Annotated in this window: 9 protein-coding genes, 1 tRNA gene and 1 rRNA gene; 1 reads left to right on the forward strand and 10 read right to left on the reverse strand. The window is 69.5% G+C overall.

All coding sequences use genetic code 11. The annotated features are described in order from the left end of the window. Nucleotides 1–5: 5 nt before the first annotated feature. The 7 genes from ABEB03_RS30715 to ABEB03_RS30745 form a co-directional block, all read right to left on the reverse strand. Complete coding sequence (locus ABEB03_RS30715) at nucleotides 6–551, reverse strand: CinA family protein (RefSeq protein WP_095937036.1); 546 nt, start codon at nucleotides 549–551, stop codon at nucleotides 6–8. Beyond that, on the reverse strand, nucleotides 548–1,270 hold the full coding sequence (pgsA, locus tag ABEB03_RS30720; protein WP_345656142.1) for a CDP-diacylglycerol--glycerol-3-phosphate 3-phosphatidyltransferase: 723 nt from the start codon (nucleotides 1,268–1,270) through the stop codon (nucleotides 548–550). The genes ABEB03_RS30715 and pgsA overlap by 4 nt, the downstream gene beginning before the upstream one ends. Next, nucleotides 1,267–2,745 (reverse strand): 30S ribosomal protein S12 methylthiotransferase RimO, encoded by a 1,479-nt coding sequence (rimO, locus tag ABEB03_RS30725; RefSeq protein ID WP_345656143.1) that lies wholly within the window; start codon nucleotides 2,743–2,745, stop codon nucleotides 1,267–1,269. Before rimO ends, pgsA begins: the two co-directional genes overlap by 4 nt. Nucleotides 2,746–2,837: 92 nt before the next feature. Next, nucleotides 2,838–3,704 carry a helix-turn-helix domain-containing protein gene (locus ABEB03_RS30730; protein ID WP_345656144.1) on the reverse strand — a complete coding sequence of 289 codons (867 nt, stop codon included), beginning with the start codon at nucleotides 3,702–3,704 and terminating at the stop codon, nucleotides 2,838–2,840. A gap of 264 nt (nucleotides 3,705–3,968) precedes the next feature. After that, nucleotides 3,969–6,701, reverse strand: coding sequence for a DNA translocase FtsK (locus ABEB03_RS30735; RefSeq protein WP_345656145.1), 2,733 nt, complete (start codon nucleotides 6,699–6,701; stop codon nucleotides 3,969–3,971). Nucleotides 6,702–6,852: 151 nt separating this feature from the next. Further along, a complete protein-coding gene (locus tag ABEB03_RS30740) occupies nucleotides 6,853–7,536 on the reverse strand; it encodes a response regulator (RefSeq protein ID WP_037620357.1) in 684 nt (227 codons plus the stop codon). A gap of 342 nt (nucleotides 7,537–7,878) precedes the next feature. Continuing rightward, on the reverse strand, nucleotides 7,879–13,380 hold the full coding sequence (locus ABEB03_RS30745) for a HAMP domain-containing protein (RefSeq protein WP_345656146.1): 5,502 nt from the start codon (nucleotides 13,378–13,380) through the stop codon (nucleotides 7,879–7,881). 319 nt (nucleotides 13,381–13,699) lie between these two features. On the opposite strand from ABEB03_RS30745, the gene ABEB03_RS30750 reads away from it, so the two are divergent. Further along, the gene (locus ABEB03_RS30750) at nucleotides 13,700–16,447 is read left to right on the forward strand and encodes a SpoIIE family protein phosphatase (protein ID WP_345656147.1); all 2,748 of its coding nucleotides are present in this window, start codon (nucleotides 13,700–13,702) and stop codon (nucleotides 16,445–16,447) included. Nucleotides 16,448–16,568: 121 nt separating this feature from the next. Here ABEB03_RS30750 and ABEB03_RS30755 read toward each other — a convergent pair. The 3 genes from ABEB03_RS30755 to rrf all read right to left on the reverse strand — a co-directional run. After that, a tRNA-Thr gene (locus tag ABEB03_RS30755) sits at nucleotides 16,569–16,641 on the reverse strand. A gap of 105 nt (nucleotides 16,642–16,746) precedes the next feature. After that, nucleotides 16,747–17,409 (reverse strand): DegT/DnrJ/EryC1/StrS family aminotransferase, encoded by a 663-nt coding sequence (locus ABEB03_RS30760; protein ID WP_345656157.1) that lies wholly within the window; start codon nucleotides 17,407–17,409, stop codon nucleotides 16,747–16,749. Nucleotides 17,410–17,523: 114 nt separating this feature from the next. After that, nucleotides 17,524–17,596 (reverse strand): 5S ribosomal RNA (gene rrf / locus ABEB03_RS45450); the annotation flags it as partial.

The following is a 17,596-nucleotide window of genomic DNA, read 5'->3' on the forward strand; positions in this document are numbered from 1 at the left end:
AAACATCAAAACCCCCCGTTCTGTTCCGTATCCTGTGCCCGCTCATTCCCGGTCTGTTCGCCCGCCAGCTCCTTCAGGAGCAGGGCGAGTACGCTCCGTACACTCTCCATACGGATCTCCGCCCGGTCGCCGTTCAACCGCAGCGGTATCACTTTCCCGCCACGGGCGGGTTCAAAAGTCGTCGGGGAAGGCGCTTCGACGGCCACGAAGACGGTGCCGACCGGCTGGCCGTCCTGGGGGTCCGGACCGGCCACACCGGTGGTCGCGATCCCCCAGTCCGCGCCGAGCGCCTTGCGCACACCGACCGCCATCTGGGCCGCGACCTGCGGATCCACCGCACCGCGCTCGGCCAGCAGAGTGGCGTCGACGCCGAGCAGCTCGTGCTTGAGCTCGGTGGCGTACGCGGTCACGGAGCCTCGGAAGACCTTGGAGGCTCCCGGAACCGCGGTGATCTCCGCGGCGACCAGGCCACCGGTGAGCGACTCCGCGACGGCCAGGGTCTCACCCCTCACCGTGAGTAGTCGCACCACGTCAGTGGCCGGGGAAGTCACCGCTCCGCCTCCTCCGCAGCCGCCCGGCGCTCCGCGATTCCGCGCCTGCGCAGCACAATGGCCTGTCTCACGTAGTCGAGTCCTGTGACCACGGTGAGGACGACCGCCACGGCCATCACCCAGAACCTCAGGGTGGCCAGCGGTCCCGTCAGTGCCAGCACGTACATGCCGACGGCCGTGCCCTGGGCCAGCGTCTTCATCTTGCCGCCGCGGCTGGCCGGGATGACCCCGTACCGGATGACCAGGAAACGCATCAGCGTGATCCCGAGCTCGCGCCCGAGGATCACCCCGGTCACCCACCAGGGCAGATCGCCGAGGTACGAGAGGCAGATGAGCGCCGCGCCCATGATCGCCTTGTCGGCGATGGGGTCGGCGATCTTCCCGAAGTCGGTGACGAGGTTGTACGTCCGGGCCAGGTGGCCGTCGAAGATGTCGGTGATCATGGCGACGGCGAAGGCCGCCCAGGCCCAGGCTCGCCACGCCGGGTCGTACCCGCCGTCGGCCAGCATCAGCACGACGAAGCCGGGGACGAGGACGAGCCGGACCATGGTCAGGATGTTGGCGATGTTCCAGAGGCTGGCCTGGTTGACGGCGGCAGCGCCCAGTTTCCCGCCCCGCACCGGCTTGGCACCTCCCGGAGCACCGGATGCGCCGGGGGCGCCCGCCGCGCCCTGTGCGCTGGAGGAGCCGCCCGCCGCGGACGCCGGGACTCCGGTCATCTGCCCGCCTCCTCAGGACACGACGGCGAGCCCACCAGGAGCGGCTCGGCCACCAGGTCGACACCTTCCGTGCCGACCACCTTCGCCTCGACGATACGGCCCACGGTGAGCCCCTCGCCGCTCGTGAACAGCACCTGCCCGTCCGTCTCCGGCGCCTGGTGGGCGGCGCGGCCATAGGCGCCGTCCTCGTCGTCCAGGGACTCCACGAGCACGTGCAGGGTCTCTCCGACCCGCTCCTCGGCGCGCTGCGCGACGAGTTCCTCGGCGAGACGGGAGACACGCGCGAGGCGCTCGGCGACGACGTCCTCGTCGAGCTTGTTCTCGTACGTCGCCGCCTCGGTGCCCTCCTCGTCGGAGTACCCGAAGACGCCGATCGCGTCGAGGCGCGCACCCGTGAGGAAGCGCTCCAGCTCCGCGAGGTCGGCCTCGGTCTCGCCGGGGAAGCCCACGATGAAGTTGGACCGCACGCCGGCCTGCGGGGCCTTGGCGCGGATGGTGTCGAGCAGCTCCAGGAAGCGGTCGGTGTCGCCGAAGCGGCGCATCGCCCGCAGCACGCCGGGAGCGGAGTGCTGGAAGGACAGGTCGAAGTAGGGCACCACGTTCGGTGTCGAGGTGAGCACGTCGATGAGGCCCGGGCGCATCTCGGCGGGCTGGAGGTAGCTGACGCGGACACGCTCGATGCCGTCGATCTCGGCGAGCTCGGGCAGCAACGTCTCCAGGAGGCGGATGTCGCCGAGGTCCTTGCCGTACGAGGTGTTGTTCTCGGAGACCAGCATGATCTCCTTGACGCCCTGCTCGGCGAGCCAGCGGCTCTCGTTCAGCACGTCGCTGGGGCGGCGCGAGATGAAGGAGCCGCGGAAGGACGGGATGGCGCAGAACGAGCAGCGCCGGTCGCAGCCGGAGGCGAGCTTCACCGAGGCGACGGGCGAGCCGTCGAGGCGGCGGCGCAGGGGTGCGCGGGGGCCGGAGACCGGGGCCACGCCCTCGGGGAGGTCCTCGGGTGCGCCGTGGCCGGGAAGGGCCACCTCCTCGCCTGCGGTCTGCCGCTCGGCGGGGCTGATCGGCAGCAGCTTGCGCCGGTCGCGCGGGGTGTGCGAGGCGTGGACGCCGCCGCTCAGGATGGTCTGGAGGCGGTCGGAGATGTCTGCGTAGTCGTCGAAGCCGAGCACGCCGTCGGCCTCGGGCAGGGCCTCCGCGAGTTCCTTGCCGTACCGCTCGGCCATGCAGCCCACCGCCACGACGGCCTGGGTTCTGCCGTGCCCCTTGAGATCATTGGCTTCGAGGAGGGCATCGACGGAGTCCTTCTTGGCGGCCTCGACGAAGCCACAGGTGTTGACGACCGCGACGTCCGCTTCCTCGGCGTCCTCCACGAGTTGCCAGCCGTCCGCCTCCAAGCGGCCTGCGAGCTCCTCCGAGTCCACCTCGTTACGGGCGCAGCCAAGGGTGACGAGTGCGACGGTACGGCGTTCAGGCATGGGCTCAAGACTACTTTGTCTCTCCGACAGCCCACGTCGACGGGGTTGGCCGATCTTGGCCAACCCCGTACCGGCCATCCCCTTCGGACGGTTTATCCGACCTGGGGGTCGCCCTTCGTGTAGGTGAGACGCTCGACCGCGCCGGGCTGGAAGTCGTCCTCGATCTTCTTGCCGTTCACGTACAGCTGGATGGCTCCGGCGTCCCCGAGGATCAGGTTGATCTTCGAGTTGTCCTGGAAGGTCTTGGACTCGCCCTGCTTCAGCAGGCCGTCGAAGAGCATCCGGCCGTTGTGGTCCTTGGCGGAGATCCAGCTGCGTCCGTCGGCGGCGCTGACCTGGACGGTGACCTTGTCCTGCGGCGCGGCCGCGATGGCGCTCTCGGAGGGGTCGGGCTTGGGGTCGGCGGGCTTCGTGGTCTCGGGGCCGGCCGAGGAGGCGGTCTTGCTGGCGGTCGGCTTGGATCCCTCGGCGACCTGTGTCTTCGAACCGTCCTCGTCGCCGCCGCTGCCCTTGACGACGGTGAACCCGACGAAACCGATCACCGCGACGATCGCGGCGACCATGGCGGCGGTCCAGTTCGGCCCGCGCCGCTCCGGGCGGATACGTTCCGCCTCGAAGAGCGGGGCGGCCGGCGTGGGTGCGGGGCGCCCGCCGTGCTCGGCGTCGTACCGGGCGAGCAGCGGAGCCGGATCGAGGTGGACGGCGCGGGCCAGGGTCCTGATGTGACCGCGGGCGTAGACGTCGCCGCCGCAGGGGGCGAAGTCGTCCTGTTCGATCGCGTGGACGATGGCGATGCGGACCCTGGTGGCGTTGGTGACGTCGTCGACGCTCAGTCCCGCCTCGATGCGCGCCTGCTTGAGGGCACGGCCGATCGAGAGGAACTGCTCGGCATCGCGGTCGTCTTCGAACGGACGCTCGTCTTCGGGGAAGTTGCCGTCAGGGGAGTTGCCGATGGACACGGGGGCGCCTTTCGAGCGTGTAGCCACCTGTGCTGGACGTTCAGTCTAGGGGGGGTACGAAAGGGTGGGGCAACCGGGCGGTAGGACTTTGTACGCCATCAGAATGGCCGGTCATCCTGATGTCGGGACGCCTTCGCGCCCCTTCGCTCAACTTGACGTGCGACGACGGGAAACGGTTGCTCGCGGTTTCCTTACAGGTGAGTCACGTTCGAATACCCGCGTGTCGCGGACTCATCCGTCCGGTGACCGACCTGTCCTGTTTCCTTACGCTTCAGCTTCCCCACGAATCACGGCGAGCACTCCATCGAGTTCGTCCGCCTTCACCAGGACGTCGCGCGCCTTGGACCCTTCGCTGGGGCCGACGATGTTGCGCGACTCCATGAGGTCCATCAGGCGACCGGCCTTCGCGAAACCGACGCGCAGCTTGCGCTGGAGCATCGAGGTCGATCCGAACTGCGAGGTGACGACCAGTTCGGCGGCGGCGCACAGCAGGTCGAGGTCGTCGCCGATGTCCTCGTCGATCTCCTTCTTCTGCTTGGTGCCGACGGTGACGTCGTCCCGGAAGACGGGCGCCATCTGGTCCTTGCAGTGCTGGACGACCGCGGCGACCTCGTCCTCGGTGACGAAGGCGCCCTGCATACGGGTCGGCTTGTTCGCCCCCATCGGAAGGAAGAGCCCGTCGCCCTTGCCGATCAGCTTCTCGGCGCCCGGCTGGTCGAGGATGACCCGGCTGTCGGCGAGCGAGGAGGTGGCGAAGGCGAGCCTGGAGGGCACGTTGGCCTTGATGAGACCGGTGACGACGTCGACGGACGGCCGCTGCGTGGCGAGCACGAGGTGGATGCCGGCCGCGCGGGCGAGCTGGGTGATGCGGACGATCGCGTCCTCGACGTCACGCGGGGCGACCATCATGAGGTCGGCGAGCTCGTCGACGATCACCAGCAGGTAGGGGTACGGCTGGAGTTCGCGCTCGCTGCCCTCGGGCAGCTTCACCTTGCCGTTCCTGATGGCCTCGTTGAAGTCGTCGATGTGCCGGTAGCCGAACGCCGCGAGGTCGTCGTAGCGCAGGTCCATCTCGCGGACGACCCACTGCAGGGCCTCGGCGGCCCGCTTCGGGTTGGTGATGATCGGTGTGATCAGGTGCGGGATGCCCTCGTAGGCGGTGAGTTCCACGCGCTTGGGGTCGACGAGGACCATCCGCACGTCCTCGGGCGTCGCGCGGACCATGACCGAGGTGATCAGGCAGTTGATGCACGAGGACTTGCCGGAGCCGGTGGCGCCGGCGACGAGGACGTGCGGCATCTTCGCGAGGTTGGCCATCACGTAGCCGCCCTCGACGTCCTTGCCGAGCGCGACCAGCATGGGGTGGTCGTCCTCCGCCGCGTCCGCGAGACGCAGGACGTCACCGAGGTTGACCATCTCGCGGTCCGTGTTCGGGATTTCGATGCCGACCGCCGACTTCCCGGGGATCGGGCTGATGATCCGGACGTCGGGGCTGGCGACGGCGTACGCGATGTTCTTGGTGAGGGCGGTGATGCGCTCGACCTTCACGGCGGGGCCGAGTTCGACCTCGTACCGCGTGACCGTCGGGCCGCGGGTGAAGCCGGTGACGGCGGCGTCGACCTTGAACTCCATGAAGACGTTCTGGAGGGAGGCGACGACCGCGTCGTTGGCGGCGCTGCGCGTCTTGCCGGGGCCGCCGCGCTCCAGCAGGTCGAGTGACGGCAGCGAGTAGGTGATGTCGCCGGACAGTTGGAGCTGCTCGGCGCGCGGGGGCAGTTCGCGCGTCTCGTCGGGCGCGGCCTTGGTCAGGTCGGGCACGACGGAGTCGACCGGCAGGGCCTCCTGCTTGGGCGCCTTGGCCGCCTTGGGGCTCTTGGCGCGCGCGGCCGGTACGGGCGTCGTCTCCTCGTATCCGTCCCGCTCCACGCTGACGCCCTGGGTGAGGTCGGCCACCAGCGGCGAGGGCGGCATGCCGTGCAGCACGGCTCCGTCGAGGGCGGCCGCCGCGGCGGCGGCGACGTCCACCGCGTCCATCGGGCGGTTCATGTCGGGCTGCTGCACGGCGGACCGCCTGGGGCGGCTCCGGCGCTTGCTGAGGGCGTCCTGCTCGGCGCTGTCCGGGTCGTAGGCCTCGGGGGCACTGGCACGCCTGCGGGGGCGCGCGGGAGTCGCCTCGCGCCACTGCTCGTCGTAGCCCTCGTCGCCGAGGTCGTCCTCGTCGGCGTCGGCCTGGACGACGCCGAGCCTCTGGCCGAGCGTCCGCAGTCGCTGCGGAATGGCGTTCACCGGGGTCGCGGTGACGACCAGCAGTCCGAAGACGGTGAGCAGCACCAGGAGCGGTACGGCGAGGACGTCACCCATCGTGTACGTCAGCGGGGTGGACGCGCCCCAGCCGATGAGCCCGCCGGCATCCCTTATGGCCTGCATGCCGTCGCTGCGCGCGGGCGCCCCGCACGCGATGTGGACCTGGCCGAGCACGCCGATCACGAGCGCGGACAGGCCGATCACGATGCGGCCGTTGGCCTCCGGCCTCTCGGGGTGCCTGATGAGCCGCGCGGCGATGACGCCGAGCAGTATCGGGACGAGCAGGTCGAGGCGGCCGAAGGCGCCCGTCACCAGCATCTCGACGAGGTCGCCGACGGGACCGCGCAGGTTGGACCAGGTGCCCGCCGCCGTGATCAGCGCCAGGCCGAGCAGCAGGAGTGCGACCCCGTCCTTGCGGTGAGCCGGGTCGAGCCCCTTCGCGCCCTGCCCTATGCCGCGGAACATCGCTCCCACGGCGTGCGCGATGCCCAGCCAGAGGGCGCGTACGAGTCTGTACACGCCCCCGGTCGGGTTGGGCGCCGGCGCGGGAGCGGGCTTCTTCGCCGCGGTCTTCTTGGCGGGCGCCTTCTTGGCGGCTGCCTTTTTCGCGGGGGCCTTCTTCGCCGGAGCCTTCGTCGGAGCGGCCGCCTTCTTCGCTGGCGGCTTCTTGGCTGCGGACTGACGTGAGGCCATGCGTGTGAGGTTACCGGTGGAGACGGCAGCGGACACGTGTGCCTACTGCTTCACCCGTTCGTGTCGCCTTTGCGAGGGACGAAAACTGACGCCGCCTCACCCGGGAGGCGTGACGTCCGGGTTCGTCCTGGAGGGACGGGACGGACGGCGCTCAGCTCTGCGACGGCACCGAGGGTGCCCCGCTCCCCGTGCCCGGCTCCAGTGCGTCCAGCGCCCTGCGCAGGCCGGTGAGTTTGCGTTCGAGATGGGCCGCGGTGGCGACCGCCGCCGCGTCGGCGGAGTCGTCGTCGAGCTGCTTGGACAGCGCCTCGGCCTGCTCCTCGACGGCCGCGAGCCGCGCGGAGAGCTCGGCGAGCAGTCCGGCGGGCTCCTTGGCCTCGCCCAGCGCCGCCTTGCCGCCGCCTTCCAGCTGGAGGCGCAGCAGAGCCGCCTGCTCACGGAGTTGGCAGTTCTTCATGTAGAGCTCGACGAAGACGGAGACCTTCGCGCGCAGCACCCATGGGTCGAACGGCTTGGAGATGTAGTCGACCGCGCCGGCCGCGTAACCCCGGAAGGTGTGGTGCGGACCGTGATTGATCGCGGTGAGGAAGATGATCGGGATGTCCCGGGTCCGTTCCCGGCGCTTGATGTGCGCGGCGGTTTCGAAACCGTCCATGCCCGGCATCTGGACGTCCAGCAGAATGACCGCGAAGTCGTCCGTGAGCAGCGCTTTGAGCGCTTCCTCCCCGGACGATGCCCGAACCAGTGTCTGATCGAGCGCGGAGAGGATCGCCTCCAGCGCCAGCAGATTCTCCGGCCGGTCATCGACCAGGAGGATCTTGGCCTTCTGCACCATGGCCCGCCCTCCTCGCCCCGGCATGGGGCCTCCCCTGTCCGAAGGACTTGAGGTGGCACCGGGCGCCGCCCCAGGGGACGACTCCCTTGCGTCGTCCGTCCTTGTGCCGGTCATGGTAGCCGCACCCCGCCTGTCGCCACACCCTGTCACCGCGATGTCACTGTGCACGTAGCAGAAACGTAGCGGGAGACCAGAAGGTTCCCCGTATCCCGTACTTCTACACGGCTTCAGGCACAGTCAGTTATGCGACACAGGGCCCGCGGCGCCGCCGGCACGGCGCGCGGAACCCAACGTTCCGGTCGCTGACGGTGCGTGACGACCGGAACGCCCGATCAGACTCCGTCACTCCCCATGCATCCACTGTTCCATCACCGTGAGCAGGTGATCGGGATCGACCGGTTTCGTCACATAGTCGGACGCACCCGATTCGATGGCCTTCTCCCGGTCGCCCTTCATCGCCTTCGCGGTGAGCGCGATGATCGGCAGCCCGGCGAACTGCGGCATCCGTCGGATCGCCGTGGTCGTCGCGTACCCGTCCATCTCCGGCATCATGATGTCCATCAGGACGACCGTCACGTCGTCGTGCTGCTCCAGGACCTCGATGCCCTCACGGCCGTTCTCCGCGTACAGCACCGAGAGGCCGTGCTGCTCCAGGACGCTGGTCAGCGCGAACACGTTGCGGATGTCGTCGTCGACGATCAGCACCTTCTCGCCCTCGAAGCGGATGCCCCGCTGCGGCTGAGCCGGGGCCTCCGGCCGGCTGCCGGCCTGCCACTGCTCCTGTGCCGCCACCGTGGCGCCCGGAGGCTGCTCGGGCAGCGCGGGCCGCTGTTCGGGCGCGGAGACCGCCCTGCGGCGCCGCCTGAAGAGCGCGGCGGCGCCGTTCTGGGTCTCCCGGTACGACTTCACCTCGGCCGGCGTCTCGATGTCGGACCCGGCCAGCTCCGCCTCGGACGCGAGCAGTTCCCCCGCCTCCAGGGCGGGCGCGAGCTGCCCGTAGCCCTGCGGCGGCAGTTCGCTCGGGTGCAGCGGCAAATACAGCGTGAAGGTGGAACCGCGCCCCGGCTCGCTCTGCGCGTGGATCTCGCCGCCCAGCAGCCGCGCGATCTCGCGGGAGATGGAGAGCCCGAGGCCCGTACCGCCGTACTTCCTGCTCGTCGTGCCGTCCGCCTGCTTGAAGGCCTCGAAGATGACGCGCATCTTGCTGGCCGCGATGCCGATGCCGGTGTCCGTCACGGAGAACGCGATCAGATCGGCGTCCGCGTCGCGCAGCGAACCGGACTCCAGGAGTTGTTCCCGGATGGCCACCGGAACGTCCGCGCCGGCGGGCCGGATCACCAATTCGACCGCTCCGGAGTCGGTGAACTTCACCGCGTTGGACAGCAGGTTGCGCAGCACCTGGAGGAGCCGCTGCTCGTCGGTGTGCAGGGTGGCGGGCAGCTCCGGCGAGACCCGTACGGAGAAGTCGAGGCCCTTCTCCGCGGTCAGCGGCCGGAACGTGGCCTCCACGTAGTCGACGAGCTGGACGAGCGCGATACGCGTCGGCGACACGTCCATCTTGCCCGCCTCGACCTTCGACAGGTCGAGGATGTCGTTGATCAGCTGGAGCAGGTCGGATCCCGCGCCGTGGATCGTCTCGGCGAACTCGACCTGCTTCGGAGTGAGGTTCGTGTCCGCGTTGTCGGCGAGCAACTTGGCCAGAATGAGCAGGGAGTTGAGCGGCGTACGCAGCTCGTGCGACATGTTCGCCAGGAACTCGCTCTTGTAGCGCATGGACACCGCGAGCTGCTCGGCGCGCTCCTCGAGGACCTGGCGGGCCTCCTCGATCTCGGTGTTCTTGACCTCGATGTCGCGGTTCTGCTGGGCCAGCAGCTCGGCCTTCTCCTCCAGTTCGGCGTTCGAGTCCTGGAGCGCCTTCTGCCGGTTCTCCAACTCCGCGGAACGTTCCCGCAGTTGCTCGGTGAGCTCCTGCGACTGCCGGAGCAGCACCTCCGTCTTGGTGTTGACGGAGATGGTGTTGACGCTCGTCGCGATCATCTCGGCGATCTGGTTCAGGAAGTCCTTCTGGATCTGTGTGAACGGCGTGAACGAGGCCAGCTCGATGACGCCGAGCACGGTCCCCTCGAAGAGCACCGGCAGCACGATGACCTGCGCCGGGGGCGCCTCACCGAGCCCGGAGGAGATCTTCAGGTAGCCGCTGGGTGCGTTCTCCACGAGGATCGTGCGCTTCTCCTGTGCGGCCGTGCCGATCAGCGCCTCGCCGGGCCGGAACGACGTCGGCATGGAGCCCATCGAGTAGCCGTACGACCCGAGCATGCGCAGCTCGTACGCGTCCTCGTCCTCGGTGCCCGGCTCCTTGCCGTCGACGAGCGGCATGGAGAGGAAGAACGCCCCGTGCTGCGCCGAGACCACGGGCGTCAGCTCGCTCATGATCAGCGAGGCCACGTCGTCGAGGTCGCGGCGGCCCTGCATGAGCGCGGAGATACGGGCCAGGTTGCCCTTCAGCCAGTCCTGCTCCTTGTTGGCGATCGTGGTGTCGCGCAGGTTGGCGATCATCTTGTTGATGTAGTCCTGAAGCTCCTGGATCTCGCCGGAGGCGTCCACGTCGATCTTCAGGTTCAGGTCGCCGCGGGTCACCGCGGTCGCCACGCGCGCGATCGCACGCACCTGCCGGGTGAGGTTCCCGGCCATCTCGTTCACCGACTCGGTGAGGTCGCGCCAGGTGCCGTCGACGTCACGCACGCGTGCCTGACCGCCCAGCTGCCCCTCGGTGCCCACCTCGCGGGCGACCCGGGTGACCTCCTCGGCGAAGGACGACAGCTGGTCGACCATCGTGTTGATGGTGGTCTTGAGCTCCAGGATCTCGCCGCGCGCGTCGATGTCGATCTTCTTGGTCAGGTCGCCCTTGGCGATGGCCGTGGTGACCATCGCGATGTTGCGCACCTGGCCGGTCAGGTTCGACGCCATCCCGTTCACGGACTCGGTGAGGTCCTTCCACGTACCCGACACGCCCGGTACGCGTGCCTGGCCGCCGAGGATGCCGTCCGTGCCCACCTCGCGGGCCACCCGGGTGACCTGGTCGGCGAACGAACTCAGCGTCTTCACCATGGTGTTGACGGTGTCGGCGAGCTGCGCGACCTCGCCGCTGGCCTCGACCGTGACCTTCTTGGTCAGGTCGCCGTTGGCCACCGCCGTCGCGACCTGCGAGATGTTCCGCACCTGGTTGGTCAGGTTGTTGGCCATCACGTTGACGTTGTCGCTGAGGTCCTTCCAGATGCCCGTGACACCCGGAACCCGCGCCTGACCGCCCAGGTTGCCCTCGGTGCCCACCTCGCGGGCCACCCGGGTCACCTGCTCGGCGAAGTTGGACAGCTGGTCGACCATCGTGTTGACGGTGGTGACCAGTTCGAGGATCTCGCCCTTGGCGTCGACGGTGATCTTCTTCGACAGGTCGCCCTTGGCGACCGCGGTGGTGACCTCGGCGATGTTGCGCACCTGGATGGTCAGGTTGTTCGCCATGAAGTTCACGGACTGGGTGAGGTCCTTCCAGGTGCCCGAGACACCCTGCACCTCCGCCTGCCCGCCGAGCATGCCCTCCGTGCCCACCTCACGGGCCACGCGCGTGACCTGCTCCGCGAAGTTCGAGAGCTGGTCGACCATCGTGTTGAGGGTGTTCTTCAGCTCCAGGATCTCGCCGCGCGCGTCCACGTCGATCTTCTGCGACAGGTCACCGCGCGCCACCGCCGTCGCGACCTGGGCGATGTTGCGCACCTGGGCGGTGAGGTTACCGGCCATGCCGTTCACCGAGTCGGTCAGGTCGCGCCACACACCGGCGACGCCGGGCACCTGCGCCTGACCGCCGAGGCGGCCCTCCGTACCCACCTCGCGGGCCACCCGGGTCACCTGGTCGGCGAAGGCCGAGAGCTGGTCGACCATCGTGTTGATGGTGTTCTTCAGCTCCAGGATCTCGCCGCGCGCGTCCACGTCGATCTTCTGCGACAGGTCGCCGCGCGCCACCGCCGTGGTGACCTGCGCGATCTGCCGCACCTGCGAAGTCAGGTTCCCCGCCATGAAGTTGACGGAGTCGGTCAGTTCCTTCCAGGTGCCGGACACGCCGTCCACCCGGGCCTGGCCGCCGAGGCGGCCCTCCGTACCCACGTCACGGGCCATCCGCGTCACCTGGTCGGCGAAGCTCGACAGCTGGTCCACCATCGTGTTCACGGTGTTCTTCAGCTGGAGCATCTCACCGGAGACGTCCACGGTGACCTTCTGCGACAGGTCGCCGTTGGCCACCGCCGTCGTCACCTGCGCGATGTTGCGGACCTGACCGGTCAGGTTCCGGAACGCCGTGTTGACGGAGTCCGTGAGGTCCTTCCACGTCCCCGCCGCGCCGGGCACCTGTGCCTGGCCGCCCAGCTCACCCTCGACACCGACCTCGCGGGCCACCCGCGTCACCTCGGCACCGAACGACGACAGCTGGTCCACCATCGTGTTGACGGTGTTCTTCAGCTCCAGCATCTCGCCGGCCACGTCGACGGTGACCTTCTGCGACAGGTCACCGTTGGCCACCGCCGTCGTCACCGCGGCGATGTCACGCACCTGGGTCGTCAGGTTGCGGAAGACCGTGTTGACGGAGTCCGTCAGGTCCTTCCACGTCCCCGCCGCGCCCGGCACGTTCGCCTGACCACCGAGCCGGCCCTCGCCGCCGACCTCGTTGGCCACGCGCGTGACCTCGTCGGCGAACGTGCGCAGCGTCTCGGTCATCTGGTTGATCGTCTCGGCCAGCTGCGCGACCTCGCCGCGCGCACTGACCGTCACCTTCTGCGACAGGTCGCCGTTGGCCACGGCGGTCGTCACCTGCGCGATGCCGCGCACCTGCGCCGTCAGGTTGCCGGCCATCAGGTTCACCGAATCGGTGAGGTCCTTCCACACGCCGGCCACACCCGGTACCTGCGCCTGGCCGCCCAGCTCGCCCTCCGTACCCACCTCGCGGGCGACTCGCGTCACCTCGGAGGAGAAGGACGACAGCTGGTCCACCATCGTGTTGACGGTGTTCTTCAGCTCCAGCATCTCCCCGGCCACGTGAACCGTGACCTTGCGGGACAGGTCACCCTTGGCGACCGCCGTCGTCACCAGGGCGATGTCACGCACCTGGGCCGTCAGCCGGTACGCCATGGTGTTGACCGAGTCCGTGAGGTCCTTCCACGAACCGGACATCCCACGCACCCGGGCCTGCCCGCCGAGCTTGCCCTCGGTGCCGACCTCGCTGGCCACGCGCGTCACCTCGTCGGTGAACGTGGACAGCTGGTCGACCAGGTTGTTGACGGTCCGCCCGACCTTGAGGAACTCGCCGCGCAGCGGATGCCCGTTGCCGTCGGCCGCCTGCGCGCGCAGTTCCATGCGGGGCGACAGGTCGCCCTCGGCGACCGCGGACAGTACCCGGCCGACTTCGGAGACGGGCCGTACGAGATCGTCGACCAGCGCGTTGGACGCGTCGATCGCGGCGCCCCAGGAGCCTTCGCAGGCGCCTGTTTCCAGCCGTTCCGTGAGTTTCCCCTCACGTCCGACCATGCGACGCACCCGGGACAGCTCACCCGTCAGATGGAGATTCCGGTCGGCCACCTCGTTGAAGACCGCGGCGATCTCGGACATCACTCCGTCGCCGGAGACGGTGAGCCGCTTGCGGAAGTTGCCGTCCCGCATCGACACGAGGGCCGCCAGCAGGCGGTTCAGGGCAGCGGTGTCGACCTCCGTCGTACCGTTGCGCGGTGTGCGCCCGTTCTCCAGGGACTGTCCGCCTTTCGCGCGCGTCTTACTGCCCCGCGTCGCTGCGCCAGACTCCACTGTGTCCCTCCCGCAAGGGTCGACCATTACTGCTCGGCGTACTCGGGTACTTCTGTTCGGCGTGCTGGACGGCATTCAGCCTGCCCGGACCTTCTCCATGAAGCCTGCCCAGTGTTTCACCCCGGCTGAACCAGGCCATAACAGTTCGGCAGCTTCGCACATCGTCCGCACACCCTCCGGGCGGAAACACTGGTGACCGGCATCCGCATGGACGGCGAAGGTAAGTAACCTTGCATGCGGCTGTCCAGCCGTGCCGGTCCCGTCCGGCCTGGGCGGTGGCACGAGCACGAGCGGGCACGCATCGGAGGGGCACCGCACCATGACCACCGGACTGCGTCCTGAGGGACACCCCCAGGATCCCCGGCCGACGGGGAACCACGCCCTGCTCCGGCAGGAGCAGGTCGGCCACGGAGCCCTGCACGCAGACAACCGCACGAGGAGTTCTGTGATCACCGCGCGCGCGGCCGCCAGTTTCGAGCCCGTGGGGCGCTCCGTCGCGACCGCCCGCTCGTTCGTCCGTGACACCCTCCAGGGCTGGGGCTTCGGCGACATCGTCGACGATGCGGTGGTCCTGACCAGCGAACTCGTCACCAACGCCGTTGTGCACGCGGGCACCTCCGCGGACGTACTGTGTCTGCGCAGCGACGAGGGCGTACGCATCGAGGTGGCGGATCGCTACCCGGAACGTGAGATTCCACTCCAGGCTGCGGCCATCAACATGGGCAGCCCCGACCGCGAGGGCGGCCGCGGACTCCAACTGTGCGCCGCGCTGGCGGGCCGCTGGGGCGTCGAGTACACGCCGACGCACAAGCAGGTCTGGTTCCAGCTCGACCTCCCCGAGCGGCCGGTCGGCACCCGAACGGCGGGCCCCTCCCTGCCCGCCGACCTCCTCCCGCTCGCCGACGGACGCGTCCGTGTCGCCGTCGTCCAGATCGACCGCTCCGGCTGCATCAGCGCCTGGAGCGAGGACGCGGAGGAACTCTTCGGGTACGCCGCCGAGCAGGTCGTCGGCAAGCCCCTCACCGACCTCGCAGCCTGGCCGCACACGCCCGGCACCAGCACGGGCATCGCCGAGGCGCTCCAACTCTCCCGCTGGGAGGGCAGTTACGGCATCCGCGGCGCCGACGGCCGGGTGACACCCGTCTACGCCTCCCACCTCCGCGTCCGCGACACGGCCGGCGAGCCCTCCACGGTCTGCCTCCTCGTCCGCGACCACGAACGCGCCGTCCTGCAGACCCCGTTGCGCCTGCCCGCCTCGGACACCGGCGCCGGCCCCGAGGGCCCGACAGCGGACGCCTTCGAGGTCTTCATCGGCTCACCCGCCCCGGACGACCTCGACGGCCTCCTCCAGCGCACCGTGGAGCGCGCCCGGGACATGCTCGACGGCGACTCGGCCTTCCTCCTGCTGGCCACCGACGACGAGACGGAGCTGGAGGTACGGGCCTCGACGGGCCTGCCCTCCGCCCGCCAGCGCTTCGCCCGCGTCCCCGTCGAGGCGGGCCCCGGCCGCTACGGCTCGGCCCGCATGCCCGCCGTGCACGAGGACCTCACGGTCGTCCCCGGCGCCGTACCCCTGCTCGGCGGCACCGGCATGCGTTCGGTCGTCACGGTCCCGCTGAAGGTCGAGGGCCGTCTCACCGGCTCCCTCGGCGTCGCCGCCGAAGCACCCGGCCGGTACTCCAACGAGGAGGCCCTGCGCCTCCAGTTCGCCGCCGACCGCATCGCGCTGGCCGTGGAATCCGCCCGCCTCGGCGAACTGGAACGCCTGCGCCGTGGTTCGCTGAGTTTCCTCGTGGAGGCCTCCGACCTCCTCGCCGGCACCCTGGACCGCGACCAGACGCTGGCCCTCATGGCCCAGATGACCGTCCCGACCCTGGCGACCTGGTGCGCCGTCTACACGATCGCCGACCAGGCCTCCGAGCCCTACCTCTCGTACGTCCTGCACGAGGACGAGGAACGCATCGACGGCCTCAAGGCGCTCCTCGCGAAGATCGCCCCGCCGGATCCGGTCCCCACCCCGGGCGCCCGGGTCTGGTCGGCGCCGGCCGAGGCCGCCCACCAGGCGGCCCTGCGCACCTCCATGCGCAGTCTGGGGCTGGGCGAGCAGCCCTCGGTGTCCTCCGGCATCGGCACTACGCTGGCGACGGCCTCCGCGGTCGGCGGCGAGACCGTCGTCCTCCCCCTGGTGGCCCGCAACCGCGTCATCGGCATGCTGACGCTCGGCAAGCCCTCGGACGAGCACTTCCGCCAGGAGATCCTGGAGTTGGCGGAGGACCTGTCCCGCAGGGCGGCCCTGGCACTGGACAACGCCCGCCTGTACTCGGAGCGCATGGCCATCAGCCAGTCCCTCCAGCGCAGCCTCCTGCCGCCGGAGCTCCCCCTCGTCGACGGCGTCGAGGTCGAGGTCATCTACCGCGCGGCCGGCGAGGGCAACGAAGTCGGGGGCGACTTCTACGACCTCTTCCCGATCCGCGACGGCGCGTACGGCTTCGCCATCGGCGACGTCTGCGGCACGGGCCCGGAGGCCGCGGCGGTGACCGGTCTGGCCCGGCACGCGCTGAGGCTGCTGGCCCGCGAGGGCTACGGCGGTCCCGCGGTCCTGGAGCGCCTGAACTCGGCGATCCTCGACGAGGGCGCCCGCAGTCGCTTCCTGACGCTCCTGTACGGCGAGTTGTGGCCCCAGGAGGACGGTTCGGCGGTCCTGAAGGTCGTCTGCGCCGGCCATCCGCTCCCGCTCCGCCTGCGCCAGGACGGCACGGTCGAACCGGCCGCGGAACCGCAGCCGCTGCTCGGCGTGATGGAGGACCTGGAACTGTACGAGCAGACCGTCACGCTCGACCCGGGCGACGTCCTGCTGTGCGTCACGGACGGCGTGACGGAGCGCCGCGAGGGCACTCGCATGCTCGGCGACGACGGTCTCGCGGACGTCCTCACCGCCTGTACGGGTCTGACGGCCGGCGCGGTCGCGGCCCGGATCATGCGGGCGGTCGAACGCTTCGCCTCCGACGCCCCGTCGGACGACATGGCCATTCTGGCAATGCGCGTGCCGGGGCTCCAGAAGGACTGACGCCGAGGACTGACGGCGGGGCCCACGAGCACTCGACGGCCGGGCCCCGCGGCGCTGAACAGCCCTCCCACGGAAGGCACATGCAAAAAGCCCCGCCCACATGGGCGAGGCCTTTTCTCTGAGCCCCCAAACGGAATCGAACCGTTGACCTTCTCCTTACCATGGAGACGCTCTACCGACTGAGCTATAGGGGCCTGTTGCTTTCCGAGGTTTCCCTCGCGGCAACGAAATAGATCATACCCCGGACAGAGGCGTGCTCCTAATCGCTCCCGTATAAGTCCCGTTGGAGTCCCGACGGGTCAGAACGCGGGCTGCAACAGACCGCCCAGCGCGTTGCACGCGGAGACGATCCGGTGCATCTCCCGCTTCGTCAGCGCCGCGTCCACGGGCAGCGCGAGGGTCTCGTCGGCGGCCCGCTCCGTCTCCGGGAGCTGGATGTCGCGGCGGAAGGCGGGCATGCGGTGCACGGGGGTCTTCACCGGCACCCGGCACTCGACTCCCCTGGCCCGCAAGGCCCGTGCGAACGCGTCACGGTCGGGGCGTCCGTTGCCCGGCACGCGCACGACGTACTGCTGGTACGTGTGCCCGTCACCGCCGTACGGCGTCCGCACTCCGTTCAGTCGGCCGTCGAGGTACGCGGCCCGCTGCCGGCGCTGCGCCGTCTCGTCGTACGGGGCCTCGGACTCGCCCTGTTCGAGGACCAGGAGCCCGTGCCGCTGCCCGACGTCCCTCAGCCGCGCCATGTCGGCCGTGCGCCCGAAGCGGTGCACGACGACGAGAGCGGCCGACCGGGGAGTGAGGACGGCTTCCGCCATGCTCGGGTCGAGGCAGTATGTCGCCGGGTCTATGTCGGCGAAGACCGGGGTCGCGCCGGCCTGGGTCACGGCCTCGGCAACCTCCACGTTGCCGAAGGCCGGCACTATGACCTCGTCGCCCGTCCCGACGCCCGCGGCCCTGAGCATTGCAGCAGTACCCATGTCACGGATGTTGGTCGCGCAACGTGAACGCGAAGTGACGCGAAACAAAAAAGAGCTGGTCCCCGAACCGAAGTTCGGGGACCAGCTCTTTCAATATTAGTTCGGCGGCGTCCTACTCTCCCACAGGGTCCCCCCTGCAGTACCATCGGCGCTGTAAGGCTTAGCTTCCGGG

Origin of the sequence: Streptomyces siamensis, assembly GCF_039543605.1 — a bacterium.
GTDB lineage: Bacteria > Actinomycetota > Actinomycetes > Streptomycetales > Streptomycetaceae > Streptomyces > Streptomyces siamensis.